The following is a 13,704-nucleotide window of genomic DNA, read 5'->3' as shown; positions in this document are numbered from 1 at the left end:
TCCGCGTCTGACACCCTGTCTAAACCGGTGCTGGTTACGAATGTCTTTACAAGCACATCACTGCGCAGCCTGCCGATAGGCCAGTGGCAACCGAACACGGAAGGCCGCCCCGCCCTGACCGGGCAGATAGGTGATTTCACCGCCCAGGCGCTGCATAATCTCGCGGCAGATCGCCAAACCCAATCCGGCACCCCCCGCCTTGTCGACGCCAACACGGGCGAATTTTTCGAACACCATCGAGCGCGCCTCGGGCGGGATGCCACTGCCGTTATCCGCAAAATCAATCACAACTTGCCCACCAACATCATGGGCCGAGATTGTCAGTTCGGGCTCGTCGGCATCGCAATATTTCTGAGCATTGGAAATCAAATTGATGAACACCTGCCCCAGCCGATCCAGATCGGTTAACAGCGGGATACGCTCGGACGCTTTCGCGCGTTTGACGGTCAGTGTTTGCCCGGTTCCGGCCAATGCACTGGACACCGCCCGATCCAGAACCGAGCGAAGCGTATCCCCGCCCACGTTCAGGCTGACCTGTCCGCTTTCCAGTACGCTAAGATCAAGTAGGTCATCCAACAATCGCGTCAGGCGCAAAGCTTCGTCATGAATGATCGCGGCATAGCGCGTCTGTTCTTCGGGGCTCAGCCCGTCGGTGTCACGCATGATCTCGGAAAACGCGCGGATCGAGGTCATGGGTGTGCGCAACTCATGGCTGACCTGGCTAAGGAAACTATCCTTCTGTTCCGAGATTTGCGTGAGCTTGGTGTTTGCCTCGCGCAATTGCCGCGCGGTGCGGGACAGCTCGGCGGATTTGACCTCCAGTTGGCTGGAATATTCCAGCAACTGAGCGGATTCGTCGGCCACCGCCAACAGGTCTTCGACCGAAACGGATGATCCCCCGACGATCTGGCCAATCATCGCATGCGCTGTGGCCGCACCGACAGAGCCGCTGAGTTCCCGTTCCAGACGTTCCAGAAAGGCGGGCGTGGGTTCCGGCAGGCTAGAGCGACCACCCTGCTGTTCTGCCTCGGCGTGAAAGAAGTCTTGCGCCGGGCCCGCCCCCAATATCCGCTGGGTCATGATCATCAAGTCTTCGCTCTGAGCCACCGATCCCGTCCAGCCGCGCGGCGCGACCGAATGGTCGAAAACGTTAACGAATTGCGCCCCTTGCAGGCGTTCCAACGGGCTGGGAACGCTTAGCAAAGATGCAACACAGAACGCCACCGTATTCAGGGACAGTGACCACATTACGGTGTGTACCATCGGGTCCATACCATCGATCCCAAACAGGGCCTGCGGGCGCAGCCAACCCCACCCGAAGGGCCCGTTTTGAACGACCGTTTCGGGTATCAACGCCCCACTCATCCCCGGCAACAGCAGTGTGTATATCCAAAGCAGGAAACCTACCGTCAGTCCCACCAGCGCGCCGGTCCGCGTAGCACCGCGCCAGAACAGACCGCCGACTAGTGCGGGCAGGATTTGAGAAATCCCGGCAAAGGCCACCAATCCGATTGACGCCAAAGCCGCGCCGCCACCGGACAGGCGGTAGTAAAAGAAACCCAGCGCCATGATGACAGCGATCGACACCCGACGCGCCATCAGAACGACATTCCGAACGTCCCCCGAAACCGAGCCGGACCCTTCCTGTGTGCTCAGCCAGATTGGCATGACCAAATGGTTTGACACCATGGTCGACAACGCCATTGCGGTAACGATGACCATCGATGTGGCCGAAGAGAAGCCGCCGATAAAGGACAACATCGCCAACCAATCATTGCCCTGAGACAAGGGTACAGTCAGGACAAACAGATCGGGATTTGACCCTTCGGGCATCAGATCCAGACCAACGACCGCGATCGGCACCACAAAAAGGCTCATCAACAGCAGATACAGCGGAAAGGCCCAGGCAGCGGTCCTCAGGTGCCCTTCATCCGCGTTTTCAACTACCATCACCTGAAACATACGCGGCAGGCAGATAAAAGCCGCAGCGGAGAGGAAAATAAACGTGGTCCAGCGCCCCGCATCCACATTCCACTGACCGATCTCAGAGGCGTCGATCCGGTCCATCATCGGCCCCACGCCCCCCGCAACGCCCCAGACCACAAAGGCGCCAACCGCCAAAAGCGCGAACAGCTTGACCACGGATTCCAATGCGATGGCCGTCACTACTCCGTGGTGCCGTTCATTGGCGTCCAGGTTCCGGGTCCCAAACAGGATCGCAAAGATGGCCAACCCTGCAGCAACCCAGAAAACACTGGCACCTTCGCGATACAGCCCCGAGGGGTCAGCCTCGGCAAAGATAGAAAACGACAGGGTAATGGATTGCAGTTGCAACGCGATGTAGGGGGTTCCGCCTAGCACAGCCAGAATGGTCACACAGATCGCCAGCGTATTGGATTTGCCATAGCGTGAAGAAATCAGGTCAGCGATCGAGGTCACTCGCTGACTGCGCCCGACCCGCACCAGTTTGCGCAGTCCCCACCACCAGCCGACCATCACCAGCGTTGGCCCCAGGTAAATGGTTACAAACTCTAACCCCGACCGCGCGGCGTTGCCCACGGCGCCATAAAACGTCCAGGCCGTACAATAGATCGACAGCGACAGTGTGTAGATCAGCGGAGATCGCAACCAAGCCCCACGCCCAGCCGCCGCCATCCGATCCGCGGCAAAAGCAACCCCGAACAGCAGAACAACATAGGCAAGGCAGACCAGAATAAGGACGTTCAGCGTTGCCATCAATCCGTCTCGGGCTCGGAATCGTCCGGAATGGCCATACGCCGGGCAGCAAAGCCAAACACTAGGCTGGCAATAATCAGGCCCGCCCAGCAGGCAAAGATGTAAAAAATCGCTGAGGACAGAGGCACCCCTTCCGGCGCGCCCGGCTCATCTGGCCACAGCAACGGAATGGCCAGCAGCGCCGCCCCTAAAAACGGCAACAGGCGCGCGGCGTCTGACAGCCTGCGTCGGCGATAACTCTGTCGCTCAAGAAACAGCGAAGGCCGAACCCCCGAGGGCGGCCGGTCTTCGCCAGTGCTCATGACTGTGTCGCCTGCGCATGCAGGTCGCGCACTGCCGTCAGCATCTCGGTATTGGAAAACGGCTTGGTCATGAAGCGGCTGACACCGGCGTTTTCGGCCATTTCGCGATCTCGGGACTGGCCGCGGGCTGTCAGCATCAAAACCGGAAGGCCCTGCATATCCTCAAGCTCACGCAAGTCGCGTAGAATCTCCATCCCACTTTTGCCCGGCAACATCACGTCCAGAATGACCAGATCCGGGCTTGCCCCCTGAATGACCTGCAACGCGTCCGCACCTTCGGCATGGGTTTCCACCTGCCAACCCTCACGCGTCAGTAGAAACCGAATGGCCTCGGCGATGTTGGGCTCATCCTCAATTAACAGAACCTTACGGCTCATTATCTGTCCTCCCCGTGACGGGCTACAAACTGGCAGACCCGTCTCCGACAGCTTACGCGCAGTGTCAGGAAACTGTCAAAAACCTTCGCTCAGAATTGACGGTTCGCGCCGCGACTTGCAGTCGCTGTGCGGGCAGACCCTGCAACTGGGCCCGACCCGGGCCACGGCCTGTTCGTCATGCGCCACGTCTTCGACCGAGCGTACCAGCATCACCGAGCGATAAACTGGCCCCTCGTCGTACCCGGAAACGGATTGCGGCCAGGCATAGGCATAACAGTCGAAGACAGCGGCCGTCCGACCAAGTTGTACAATGCGTTGCCGAATGGGCACCAAGGGCCGGTTCAGGGCCTGAAACAACGGCCACAGGGGGCAGGCTTCGCCAAAACGCGGCATAGCAAAGCCGGGGACGGATTTGTTGAACAGAATGCTGCCGGATGCGTCACACACCACCAGACCCGTCGGGCGGCCCAGATACCCGTCCGGCAGGGCCGCCAACCGACGCAGCACCGTCGCTAGATCCACCGAAAACCGGGACGCCAATTGCAGTGGGTTCAACGCAGATTCTGCCAAAGCCGCTTGCACATCCTCTAGCGGCATGGCCCGGGCATCTGCAGCATAGATGTCAAGAAAGTCTCGTGTCAGGGATTTGGCTGTCGCCGAATCCAGATCGCTCAGATCAATTTCAGCGCCGGGCCCACCCTGTTCGATCTGCGGGAAATGATGCCCGTTGGCGTCGAAAAACGCCTCGACATCCTCCAGCGGAACGCCCCGATGATCCCCGGCGGAATCGCTTTCATCAAGGTAAGCCACAAGCGATTTCGAGCTATCCGCCAAGCGTTCCGCATCCTGATGCAGGTTGCTGTGGAACCGGTCCCGCCATTCGGGTTCGATTTCCTGCGTGTCTGCCAGAATAGCCGCGGTTGAACGAATCGCAGCAGCGGTTGACAGGACCTCGTGCATGGACGCCGCCAGATGGGGATCATGGGTCAACCTGTCGGATAACGTTTCGACTGTGCGCTCCAACGACACCACACGCCGGTGCATCTGGGCCAGTACACCCGCCCATCCAGGGAACCGGCCCGCGAATTCTTCTAAACCGTCCAGTTCAGCCTGTTGACCAACGGCATCAGCCGCCGCCTCGCGTAGCGCGGCAATCAATGTGGCTTCGATCCCCTGTGTCAGCACCGAAGGTTCCACCGCCAGCACCGTCGCTATATTGACCAGCAACTTGCCACCGATCCGGCGGCGGTTGTGTTCGATAAGATTAAGGTAAGATGCCGATATCCCGACCCGCCGCGCCAGCTCAGCCTGGCGCATCCCGGCGATCTGACGCCTTTCCCGAATGCGACTGCCTGTCAGCGTATCGCGCATACCGTTACCCCTATCTTACACGGACTTAATTAGCCATTTCCCAACGATGTTTTCAAAACTTGTTTTTCTTTTCTATTAGTTATGCACAAATTTTCATAGCCACTTTACAAATTTAACACATCTGCACGACGCATCGTTCGCCAGCCGTGATCAGAATCTGCGTACTGCCCCTTCTCATTTCACCCAATTCCCGGCACGATAGCTGGATGAGCGATCCCGCCTTTGAATATGCGCCAATCGGGTTAGTCGAATTGGAAAACCGGATTATTCGGCGCTGCAACCTGCAGTTCGCCCGCACCTTTGGCGGCGAGGTTGCGGATTATCGGAACATGCCTCTGTTGCATCTGTACCCCTCGGTCGCCGATTGGGAGCGCATAGGTGCACGCAGCCTGCAGGTGATGCGCGACACCGGGTATTACACGGATGAGCGGGTCATGCGGAGGCGCAACAGCGATCTGTTCTGGTGCCGTGCCCGCGGGCGCTCGTTAACACCGGACGATCCGTTCCGACATGGCATCTGGAGCTTTTCCGATATCTCGGAAGAACGCCCCCTGGTCGAACTGACTGTTCGCGAGCGTGAGGTTGCCATCATGTCTTGCCGTGGCCTGTCCGCAAAGGAAATCGGGGTTGAATTGGGCCTTAGTTATCGGACGATCGAAGCCTATCGCGCACGCCTGCTTGAGAAATTCGGGGCACGCAAACTACCCGAATTGGTGGCGAAACTTTCAGGAATGCCACTGTAGCCCCTTTCCCCCCGGGAAAACTTGGGTAAAACCCTTATCTGTCAGGCCGAGACTGCGCTTTTCATGGCCGGACGCTTGGCTTATAACGCTGCGTAATTAGACCAAAGCCCGCAGGAACAGACGGGCCAAAGGGGAACCGTCGAGGACACTCATGACAGACACCAAACACGAAGCGGATGTGGCATTCATCAAGGCACTGGCCGAATTGCTGCGCGAAAACGATCTGACCGAATTGCAGGTCAAACGCGAATATGGCGAGGAAGACAGCCTGAACGTGCGCGTCAGCCGCATGAACCAGGTCGCCGCTGCTCCGGTTCAGGTTGCCGTTCCTGCCGCAGCCCCGGCCGCGCCCGTTGCTGCCCCTGCCGCCGCGCCTGCAGCAAACGAAGCCCCCGCCGCACAGGAAGATCCGGCCAGCCACCCCGGCGCTGTAACCTCGCCCATGGTCGGCACCGTGTATATGCAAGCTGAACCGGGCGCACCTGCGTTCATTTCGGTCGGCGCGTCGGTATCCGAAGGCGACACGCTGCTGATCGTCGAAGCGATGAAAACCATGAACCATATCCACGCGCCCAAAGCAGGCACCATCAAGCGTATTCTGGTTGGTGATGGTGACGCTGTGGAATTTGGCACCCCTCTGGTCATCGTTGAGTAAGGCGGGCCCATGTTCGATAAAATCCTGATTGCCAACCGAGGCGAGATCGCCCTGCGCGTCATCCGCGCCGCGCGCGAGATGGGGATTAAAACGGTTGCCGTGCATTCAACCGCCGACAGCGACGCGATGCATGTACGCATGGCGGACGAATCGGTATGTATCGGTCCTCCGCCCAGCCCGCAGAGCTATCTTTCGATGCCCGCGATCATCTCGGCCTGTGAAATCACCGGCGCTCAGGCGATCCACCCCGGTTACGGCTTCCTGTCCGAGAATGCCGAGTTCGTGCAGATCGTCGAAGATCACGGCATCACCTTTATTGGCCCCACCGCGGAACATATCCGCATCATGGGCGACAAGATCACCGCCAAAGACACGATGAAACAACTGGGTGTGCCCTGCGTTCCCGGTTCGGATGGTGGTGTGCCTGACCTGGCAACCGCTAAAAAGATCGGCGAAGATTTCGGCTATCCCGTTATCATCAAAGCCACCGCAGGTGGCGGTGGGCGCGGCATGAAGGTCGCGATGAACGCCGATGAGATGGAAAGCGCATTCATGACCGCACGGGCCGAGGGCAAAGCCGCCTTTGGCAATGACGAGGTCTATATTGAGAAATACCTGACCACGCCGCGCCACATCGAAATTCAGGTGTTTGGCGACGGCAAAGGCAAAGCGGTTCATCTGGGCGAACGCGACTGTTCGCTGCAGCGTCGCCACCAGAAGGTGTTTGAAGAGGCCCCTGGCCCCTGCATCACGCCAGAGGAACGCGCCAAGATCGGCAAGGTCTGTGCCGACGCCGTGGCCAAAATCAACTATATCGGCGCGGGTACCATCGAGTTCCTGTACGAAAACGGTGAGTTCTATTTCATCGAGATGAACACCCGTCTTCAGGTCGAACACCCGGTAACCGAAGGGATCTTTGGCGTCGACCTGGTGCGGGAACAGATTCTCGTGGCTGCCGGTGAAGACATGTCGTTCGGTCAGGACGATCTGGAAATCAATGGCCACGCCATCGAAGTTCGGATCAATGCTGAAAAACTGCCCAACTTCTCACCCTGCCCGGGCAAGATCACGGCCTATCATGCGCCCGGCGGATTGGGCGTGCGGATGGATTCAGCGCTTTATGATGGTTACTCAATCCCGCCCTATTACGACTCACTGATTGCCAAACTGATCGTACAGGGCCGCGACCGGGCCGAGGCGCTGGCGCGTCTGGAACGCGCATTGGGCGAACTGATCGTGGACGGCATTGATACCACTGTGCCGCTGTTTCACGACCTCCTACAGGAACCCGATATTCACAGCGGCACCTACAACATCCACTGGTTGGAACGCTGGCTTGCTGAGAATATGCCTGACTAACCTACTGGGGGCGAAGGGCTGCAATCCTTCGCCCTTCGAGCACTCCGCATGAGCCTTTCCCCGGAACTCTTACTACACGGCTATTCCATCGGTATTTTTCCGATGGCTGAAAACCGCGACGCACCAGAATTGTTCTGGGTTGATCCCAAGTTCCGCGGAGTCTTTCCCTTGGATGGATTCCACGTCTCGCGCAGTCTGACACGCCGCATCCGAAATTGCGGGTTCTCTGTCACCATAGATCAGGATTTTACCGGGGTGGTCGACGGCTGCGCAGATCGCGCCGACACCTGGATCAATACCGAACTTCGCGAACTGTACATACAAGTTCATCAGTCAGGCTATGCGCATTCTCTGGAAGTTTGGGAAAAGGATCAATTGGTTGGCGGTGTTTACGGCGTTACATTGGGGGCTGCATTCTTTGGGGAAAGCATGTTTTCACGCCGAACAGATGCGTCAAAAATCGCGCTGGCCTATCTGGTGGACCGACTGCGCCAAACCGGGTTTCGGCTGTTTGATACGCAGTTTCTGACAACTCATCTGGCGTCCTTGGGTGCAATCGAAATTCCGCGCTCGCAATACCGTCAGGAATTGGACGAGGCATTGAACGCCAACGCAGATTTTATCACGCCTTTGGTTCAGTCGCCCGAGGGTGTAATACAGCGGATCACCCAGACGTCATAGCGTGCATGATCCAGCGCGTTCAGGGCTGGAGACGTTGCAATCATCCAGCCGTCAAACAATTGATCCGACTTACCTTTTTCCCAGATCGTCAGATAGGCGAACGCATCACCTGTCGGGTTTTCGACAGGATAGCGGCAATCCCCCAATGCAACATCCAGACCGAATACCTCTCCGGTCTGACCGTTTTGCATTTCGACATCGACGGTTTGGCCGCTGACTTTGTCCAGGCCCCGCAGGATTGCTCCGGGGGCGGATTGAACCTTTTCCTGAGCTGATGCGCCAGAGGCGACCAGCAGCGCAGTGATCACGGCGAAACGCCTCATTCGCCGCTATCCCCGGCCACGAATTTGACCAGTAGTGAGATCAGGCTCACCGCGCCTTGGGTATCTTCGACCTGATCGCCCGGCTCGAAATAGAAAGGCGAACCACCGGGCATCACCTCAACGAAATTGCCGCCCAGCAGCCCTTCGGAAGAGATCACGATGGCGCTGTCATCAGGCACCAGAATACCGTCCCGGATAGTGAATGTCGTGTCCGCACGATAGGTGTCTGCGTTTAGGGTAACACCGGTTACCGTGCCGATCTTGACCCCGGCCAGACGTACATCCGTGCCGACACCGACACCTTCCAGCGACCGGAAGGAAGCCCCCAGTTGATACCCTTCACCGCCTTGCGACAGACCGGTGGATTGGCTTGCATAGACGCCAAAGGCAACGGCACAGGCCAAAACGGCCCCGCCGACAAGAACTTCGGTCACATTGTAAGTAGACATTGCTCGCCTCGTTTATTCCGGGCTCCAGGCCTCGTAATCTTTGCGCTCGATCGGATCTTGCCGACGCAGAGATCCCGCGGGTGCATAAGCCAGTGCGGTACCCGTCAGGTTTTCTTGATGGGGCTTTTCCCAGGATTTGTGCTGTAACGGTTTGTCGGTTGGCGGCTCGTCCCAGGTACGGTGCAGCCAACCGTGCCAATCCGGATCGATCCGGCTTGCCTCGGCTTCGCCGTTGAAAATCACCCAGCGCTTACTGTCATCGGCGTTTTGGTAGAACACGTTGCCTTCGTTGTCCTCACCGACCTTGACGCCCTTGCGCGCGGTATAAATCTGCGTGTTCAGAGTGGCCCCGTTCCACCAGGTTACGGCCCGCAATAGCGTGTTCAGGATTCCCATCGGCTGCCTCCGGCATTTCTGTCCCCGCAGATATGGACCAAAGGCACGCCAAGGTCCAGTGTCACAAAGGCTGCACTCACTATTCCGGCAAATAAGCCGTTACTTCGATTTCGATCCGGAATTTCGGATCAATCAAACCGCATTCGATCATGGATGTGGCCGGAGGGTTTTCTCCGAAATACTCTCGCAAAATCGGCCAGCAGGGTTCAAATTCGGCACGGTCCGGCAGCATGTATGTTACGCGAACAACATCAGCAAAGCTGGCCCCAGCCTCGCTCAGGGCTTTTTCGATTGTCACCAGTGCTGCACGACATTGTTGGGACACATCATCGCCCTGCCCGACCGTCCCAGCCACATGAACCCAGCCACCGGCTACCACCGCACGGCAGTAGCCTATTTTGGCTTCGAATTCTCCGCCCGAGGAGATACGTTTGATCGTCATGATGCCTCCAAAAGAAAACGGCGCGGTCCATGCCGCGCCGTGTTTGCTAATTCGTTTTGAACTTAACCGGCCGAGGCCGATTCCGCCGCGTCCGCGTAGATAATCAGCGGCTGCTTATCGGACGACACAGCCTCTTCGTTGACCACAACCTCGGTCACGTTTTTCATGCCGGGCAGTTCGAACATCGTATCCAGCAGGATGTCCTCGAGGATCGAGCGCAGCCCGCGCGCGCCAGTCTTACGTTCGATGGCTTTCTTGGCAATCGCCTTCAGCGCGTCGTCGGTAAACGCCAGCTCGGCATCTTCCAGTTCGAACAGGCGCTGATATTGTTTGACCAGAGCGTTCTTGGGCTTGGTCAGAATGGTAACCAGCGCGTCCTCATCCAGATCTTCCAGCGTTGCCAAAACCGGCAGACGACCGACAAATTCCGGGATCAGACCGAATTTCAGCAGATCTTCCGGCTCCAGATCTTTGAAAATTTCGCCCACACCGCGTTCATCATTGTCACGTACGTCAGCACCAAAGCCCATGGCCGAGCCCTTGCCACGTTGCGCGATGATCTTGTCCAGACCCGCAAACGCACCACCGCAAATGAACAGGATATTCGTCGTGTCCACCTGCAGGAATTCCTGCTGCGGATGTTTACGACCACCTTGCGGCGGAACACTGGCCACGGTGCCTTCCATCAGTTTCAGCAGCGCCTGCTGAACGCCTTCGCCCGACACATCGCGCGTGATCGAGGGGTTTTCGGACTTGCGTGTGATCTTGTCGACTTCATCGATATATACGATGCCGCGCTGCGCGCGTTCGACATTGTATTCGCTGGCTTGCAGCAGTTTGAGAATGATATTCTCGACATCCTCACCGACGTAACCGGCTTCGGTCAGCGTGGTGGCATCTGCCATGGTGAACGGTACGTCCAGAATCCGAGCCAATGTCTGTGCCAGCAAGGTTTTACCGCAACCGGTTGGGCCGATCAGAAGGATGTTGGATTTCGCCAACTCAATATCGCCACCCGCCTTTTGGGCGTGGTTCAGACGCTTGTAGTGGTTGTGAACCGCAACCGACAGAACCCGTTTGGCCGTCGCCTGACCGATCACATAGTCGTCCAGAACCTCGCAGATATCTTTCGGTGTCGGAACCCCGTCCGAGGACTTCAGACCGCTGGCCTTGGTTTCCTCGCGGATGATGTCCATGCACAGTTCGACGCATTCATCGCAGATAAACACGGTCGGTCCGGCAATCAGCTTGCGCACCTCATGCTGGCTCTTGCCGCAGAAGCTACAGTAGAGCGTGTTCTTGCCGTCACCGCCTGAATTCGTCGCCATGTTCTACCTTTCGGGCTTCGTCCCTGCGGCCCATCCTGAACCGCGCTTGCCACCTGTTGGTGCAGCTTAGGCCAGCACCGAGACGGCTACAATCTCAAAATGCGCCCCCGCACCACCGGCCCGGGGGCTTAAACTCAGGCCTCGTCGCCGTCCATTTTGGCGCGGTTTTCAACAATTTCGTCGATGTGACCCCAATCTTTCGCCTCTTCCGGGCTCATGAAATTGTCACGATCAAGTGCTTTTTCAACTGCCTTTTTGGTCTGGCCCGTATGACGCACGTATATGTCATAAAGGCGATCCTTCAGTTTCTGTGTCTCGGCTGCGTGAATCATGATGTCGCTGGCCTGACCCTGATACCCGCCGCTGGGTTGGTGGACCATGATGCGGCTGTTGGGCAGCGAGAACCGCATGCCTTTTTCACCCCCAGCCAGCAAAACCGACCCCATCGAGGCCGCCTGACCGATTACCAATGTCGAACATTTCGGCTTGATATACTGCATTGTATCGTAAATCGACAAACCCGAGGTCACCACTCCACCTGGCGAGTTGATGTAGATCGAGATCTCTTTGCTGGGGTTTTCCGCCTCAAGATGCAGCAGCTGCGCCACGACAAGATGGCTCATCCCGTCATGGATCGGGCCGTTGATGAAGATGATCCGCTCTTTCAATAGGCGCGAGAAAATATCGTAGGCCCGTTCGCCCCGGCTGGTCTGTTCGACCACCATTGGGACGAGCGTATTCATATAGGTATCAACTGGATCGAACATTCTGAACCTGCCTGCTTTGCTATGGATCGGGACATTACCCGAAGAAACGTTACCCAAGTCTTAGTGTCGCCATCGGGGGGCTGCAAGGGGGACCGGATACTTCACCCCCTATCGCCGTGTTTTAAGGCCCAATCCCGCTGTCGCCAAAGTTATCGCGGTGATGTCCATCAAATCTCATCGCTGTCACATCACATCATTTTGATCCGTGCATATGGAAATACATGATCAAAATATGTAACCAAACATAACGCGTATCGGATCCGCTCAAAACAACATCCACCCCGCTTACGCGTAGAAAAGGAAACAAACGATGGCCCTTCCCCAGCTTTCGCAAAATATGCCTCCCGAGTCGTTTGACAAGATGGTTAACAACGCGACGCGCGCGTCGAATTTCCTGAAAGCCATCAGCCATGAGGGTCGCCTGATGATCCTGTGCCACCTGGTGTCTGGCGAAAAATCCGTGACCGAATTGGAAGAATTGTTATCGGCGCGTCAGGCTGCCGTGTCCCAGCAATTGTCGCGCCTGCGCCTTGAGGGGCTGGTGACGCCCCGCCGCGAGGGCAAGGCGATCTATTACCGTCTGGCGGATGACCGCCCGCGCCGCATGCTGGAACTTGTCTACGACATGTTCTGTGGCGAGGAAAAAGGCTGAACCTTCAGCCTTTTACGATCCGTTGGCACAGGCCTGATAACCGTCGACCAATGCGCGCAGCAAATCCGTATATTGATCTGCGCCAGGGTTAAGGGCCACGCCGATCGGATCCAGATGATAGATTGCGGCGCCCGTTCCCTCAATCGCAGTTTTCACCAAACGAGTGTCGTATTGCGGTTCCGCAAAGGCGCAGACGATCTGATCTTCGGTGACTTTTTCCTGCAGGGCGGCCAGACGCGCGGGTCCCGGCGCCGAGGCGTCGCCCAAGCTGACGGATCCAGAGGTTTCCAAGCCAAAGCGCTTTTCGAAATACTGATAGGCATCATGGAATGTGATGAAGCTGCGTGCCTGCATACCGCTTAAGTCAGCAGCTATTTCATCTTGCAAGCCAGCCAGTTCGGCATCGGCGGCCTGTGCATTGTCTCGATACTGTTGCGCGTTTTCCGGATCAGCGGTCGCCAGAGATTCCGCGATTACCTGAATCCAAACCCGCGCATTTTCAGGGTCCAACCAGGCATGCGGATCAATTCCGTCATGGTCATGACCGTGATCGTCGTGGCCTGCGTGCCCTTCTTCGTGGTCGTCGTGGCCTTCATGTTTGTCTTCGGCATGATCGTCATGACCATCATGATCGTCGTGGTCGTCATGATCAGAATGGTCGTCATGCTTGGCGTGGTCATCGTGATCATCATGATGATCCTCTTCATGACCCTCTTCGGTAACATCGCGAAAATCGTACAGAACTGTTCCATCAGTATCCAGCAAAGTCACAAGCTGCGCATCCTCGGACAATGCACTCAGTGGCTTGACCATCCAGGGAGTCAGTTCTTCGCCGACCCAGAACACCACATCCGCCGATTGCAATGCACGCGCCTGAGAAGGCCGCATCGCGTTACTGTGCGGTGAAGCACCCGGCGGGATGATCAGATCTGGCGATCCTACCCTATCCATGACGCGTGCCACCAAGGAATGAACCGGAGCAATATCAGTGGCGACCTTTGGGGCTTCGGCTGCAGCTTGACCTGCCAAACCGGCACCAATTACAAAGAGGGAAAAACGGATCATACGCACTCCAAGATGATATGTTATCACATACTTCGAGCGCTTGATAAGCTTGGTGTTA

16 protein-coding genes are annotated in these 13,704 nt (G+C 57.3%); 5 read left to right on the top strand and 11 right to left on the bottom strand.

Going from position 1 to position 13,704, the window contains the following annotated elements; translation table 11 throughout:
* Positions 1 to 57: 57 nt before the first annotated feature.
* From ACR0JB_RS19915 to ACR0JB_RS19900, 4 genes are all read right to left on the bottom strand, one after another.
* A complete protein-coding gene (locus ACR0JB_RS19915; RefSeq protein WP_480790224.1) occupies positions 58 to 2,736 on the bottom strand; it encodes an ATP-binding protein in 2,679 nt (892 codons plus the stop codon).
* Complete coding sequence (locus ACR0JB_RS19910) at positions 2,736 to 3,038, bottom strand: hypothetical protein (protein ID WP_480790223.1); 303 nt, start codon at positions 3,036 to 3,038, stop codon at positions 2,736 to 2,738. Before ACR0JB_RS19910 ends, ACR0JB_RS19915 begins: the two co-directional genes overlap by 1 nt.
* On the bottom strand, positions 3,035 to 3,415 hold the full coding sequence (locus ACR0JB_RS19905; RefSeq protein WP_170379195.1) for a response regulator transcription factor: 381 nt from the start codon (positions 3,413 to 3,415) through the stop codon (positions 3,035 to 3,037). The genes ACR0JB_RS19910 and ACR0JB_RS19905 overlap by 4 nt, the downstream gene beginning before the upstream one ends.
* 75 nt (positions 3,416 to 3,490) lie before the next feature.
* On the bottom strand, positions 3,491 to 4,786 hold the full coding sequence (locus ACR0JB_RS19900; RefSeq protein ID WP_170379193.1) for a helix-turn-helix transcriptional regulator: 1,296 nt from the start codon (positions 4,784 to 4,786) through the stop codon (positions 3,491 to 3,493).
* 206 nt (positions 4,787 to 4,992) lie between these two features.
* On the opposite strand from ACR0JB_RS19900, the gene ACR0JB_RS19895 reads away from it, so the two are divergent.
* The 4 genes from ACR0JB_RS19895 to aat all read left to right on the top strand — a co-directional run bounded on the left by ACR0JB_RS19895 (position 4,993) and on the right by aat (position 8,224).
* On the top strand, positions 4,993 to 5,529 hold the full coding sequence (locus ACR0JB_RS19895; RefSeq protein WP_170351335.1) for a LuxR C-terminal-related transcriptional regulator: 537 nt from the start codon (positions 4,993 to 4,995) through the stop codon (positions 5,527 to 5,529).
* 151 nt (positions 5,530 to 5,680) lie between these two features.
* Positions 5,681 to 6,184 (top strand): acetyl-CoA carboxylase biotin carboxyl carrier protein, encoded by a 504-nt coding sequence (gene accB / locus ACR0JB_RS19890; protein ID WP_170398810.1) that lies wholly within the window; start codon positions 5,681 to 5,683, stop codon positions 6,182 to 6,184.
* A 9-nt stretch (positions 6,185 to 6,193) separates the two neighbouring features.
* Positions 6,194 to 7,543, top strand: a complete 1,350-nt coding sequence (accC, locus tag ACR0JB_RS19885) for an acetyl-CoA carboxylase biotin carboxylase subunit (protein WP_170351337.1) — start codon at positions 6,194 to 6,196, stop codon at positions 7,541 to 7,543.
* A 48-nt stretch (positions 7,544 to 7,591) separates the two neighbouring features.
* The gene (gene aat / locus ACR0JB_RS19880; protein WP_170398813.1) at positions 7,592 to 8,224 is read left to right on the top strand and encodes a leucyl/phenylalanyl-tRNA--protein transferase; all 633 of its coding nucleotides are present in this window, start codon (positions 7,592 to 7,594) and stop codon (positions 8,222 to 8,224) included.
* On the opposite strand, the gene ACR0JB_RS19875 is transcribed toward aat, so the two are convergent.
* The 6 genes from ACR0JB_RS19875 to ACR0JB_RS19850 form a co-directional block, all read right to left on the bottom strand.
* Positions 8,179 to 8,547: a DUF2155 domain-containing protein gene (locus ACR0JB_RS19875; RefSeq protein ID WP_170398816.1), complete on the bottom strand. Its 369-nt coding sequence runs from the start codon at positions 8,545 to 8,547 to the stop codon at positions 8,179 to 8,181. The genes aat and ACR0JB_RS19875 overlap by 46 nt on opposite strands.
* Positions 8,544 to 8,996: an outer membrane lipid asymmetry maintenance protein MlaD gene (gene mlaD, locus ACR0JB_RS19870; protein WP_170351340.1), complete on the bottom strand. Its 453-nt coding sequence runs from the start codon at positions 8,994 to 8,996 to the stop codon at positions 8,544 to 8,546. Before mlaD ends, ACR0JB_RS19875 begins: the two co-directional genes overlap by 4 nt.
* 12 nt (positions 8,997 to 9,008) lie before the next feature.
* Positions 9,009 to 9,392, bottom strand: coding sequence for an NADH:ubiquinone oxidoreductase subunit NDUFA12 (locus tag ACR0JB_RS19865; protein WP_170362565.1), 384 nt, complete (start codon positions 9,390 to 9,392; stop codon positions 9,009 to 9,011).
* Between the two features lie 79 nt (positions 9,393 to 9,471).
* On the bottom strand, positions 9,472 to 9,834 hold the full coding sequence (locus ACR0JB_RS19860) for a RidA family protein (RefSeq protein ID WP_170398819.1): 363 nt from the start codon (positions 9,832 to 9,834) through the stop codon (positions 9,472 to 9,474).
* A 62-nt stretch (positions 9,835 to 9,896) separates the two neighbouring features.
* Positions 9,897 to 11,162: an ATP-dependent Clp protease ATP-binding subunit ClpX gene (gene clpX / locus ACR0JB_RS19855; RefSeq protein WP_170351343.1), complete on the bottom strand. Its 1,266-nt coding sequence runs from the start codon at positions 11,160 to 11,162 to the stop codon at positions 9,897 to 9,899.
* 134 nt (positions 11,163 to 11,296) lie between these two features.
* Positions 11,297 to 11,929 (bottom strand): ATP-dependent Clp protease proteolytic subunit, encoded by a 633-nt coding sequence (locus tag ACR0JB_RS19850; protein WP_058282412.1) that lies wholly within the window; start codon positions 11,927 to 11,929, stop codon positions 11,297 to 11,299.
* Positions 11,930 to 12,239: 310 nt separating this feature from the next.
* Between ACR0JB_RS19850 and ACR0JB_RS19845 the strand changes: the two genes are divergently transcribed.
* Positions 12,240 to 12,581: an ArsR/SmtB family transcription factor gene (locus ACR0JB_RS19845; protein ID WP_170351344.1), complete on the top strand. Its 342-nt coding sequence runs from the start codon at positions 12,240 to 12,242 to the stop codon at positions 12,579 to 12,581.
* A gap of 12 nt (positions 12,582 to 12,593) precedes the next feature.
* Here the strand turns inward: ACR0JB_RS19845 and ACR0JB_RS19840 are convergent, their stop codons facing one another.
* The gene (locus tag ACR0JB_RS19840) at positions 12,594 to 13,646 is read right to left on the bottom strand and encodes a zinc ABC transporter substrate-binding protein (RefSeq protein ID WP_480790222.1); all 1,053 of its coding nucleotides are present in this window, start codon (positions 13,644 to 13,646) and stop codon (positions 12,594 to 12,596) included.
* Between the last annotated feature and the right edge of the window lie 58 nt (positions 13,647 to 13,704).

Source organism: Ruegeria sp. BI7 (assembly GCF_056537925.1).
Note: the sequence above shows the minus strand (reverse complement) of the source record. Positions and strands in the feature narration are given on the sequence as shown.

What these genes read in the sequence shown, in the direction of transcription:
- ACR0JB_RS19900 (WP_170379193.1), bottom strand. Translation starts at nt 4,786, where the DNA reads ATGCGCGATACGCTGACAGGCAGTCGCATTCGGGAAAGGCGTCAGATC.
- ACR0JB_RS19845 (WP_170351344.1), top strand. Translation starts at nt 12,240, where the DNA reads ATGGCCCTTCCCCAGCTTTCGCAAAATATGCCTCCCGAGTCGTTTGAC.
- ACR0JB_RS19840 (WP_480790222.1), bottom strand. Translation starts at nt 13,646, where the DNA reads ATGATCCGTTTTTCCCTCTTTGTAATTGGTGCCGGTTTGGCAGGTCAA.
- accC (WP_170351337.1), top strand. Translation starts at nt 6,194, where the DNA reads ATGTTCGATAAAATCCTGATTGCCAACCGAGGCGAGATCGCCCTGCGC.
- ACR0JB_RS19850 (WP_058282412.1), bottom strand. Translation starts at nt 11,929, where the DNA reads ATGTTCGATCCAGTTGATACCTATATGAATACGCTCGTCCCAATGGTG.
- ACR0JB_RS19875 (WP_170398816.1), bottom strand. Translation starts at nt 8,547, where the DNA reads ATGAGGCGTTTCGCCGTGATCACTGCGCTGCTGGTCGCCTCTGGCGCA.
- ACR0JB_RS19915 (WP_480790224.1), bottom strand. Translation starts at nt 2,736, where the DNA reads ATGGCAACGCTGAACGTCCTTATTCTGGTCTGCCTTGCCTATGTTGTT.
- accB (WP_170398810.1), top strand. Translation starts at nt 5,681, where the DNA reads ATGACAGACACCAAACACGAAGCGGATGTGGCATTCATCAAGGCACTG.
- clpX (WP_170351343.1), bottom strand. Translation starts at nt 11,162, where the DNA reads ATGGCGACGAATTCAGGCGGTGACGGCAAGAACACGCTCTACTGTAGC.
- aat (WP_170398813.1), top strand. Translation starts at nt 7,592, where the DNA reads ATGAGCCTTTCCCCGGAACTCTTACTACACGGCTATTCCATCGGTATT.
- ACR0JB_RS19910 (WP_480790223.1), bottom strand. Translation starts at nt 3,038, where the DNA reads ATGAGCACTGGCGAAGACCGGCCGCCCTCGGGGGTTCGGCCTTCGCTG.
- mlaD (WP_170351340.1), bottom strand. Translation starts at nt 8,996, where the DNA reads ATGTCTACTTACAATGTGACCGAAGTTCTTGTCGGCGGGGCCGTTTTG.
- ACR0JB_RS19865 (WP_170362565.1), bottom strand. Translation starts at nt 9,392, where the DNA reads ATGGGAATCCTGAACACGCTATTGCGGGCCGTAACCTGGTGGAACGGG.
- ACR0JB_RS19860 (WP_170398819.1), bottom strand. Translation starts at nt 9,834, where the DNA reads ATGACGATCAAACGTATCTCCTCGGGCGGAGAATTCGAAGCCAAAATA.
- ACR0JB_RS19895 (WP_170351335.1), top strand. Translation starts at nt 4,993, where the DNA reads ATGAGCGATCCCGCCTTTGAATATGCGCCAATCGGGTTAGTCGAATTG.
- ACR0JB_RS19905 (WP_170379195.1), bottom strand. Translation starts at nt 3,415, where the DNA reads ATGAGCCGTAAGGTTCTGTTAATTGAGGATGAGCCCAACATCGCCGAG.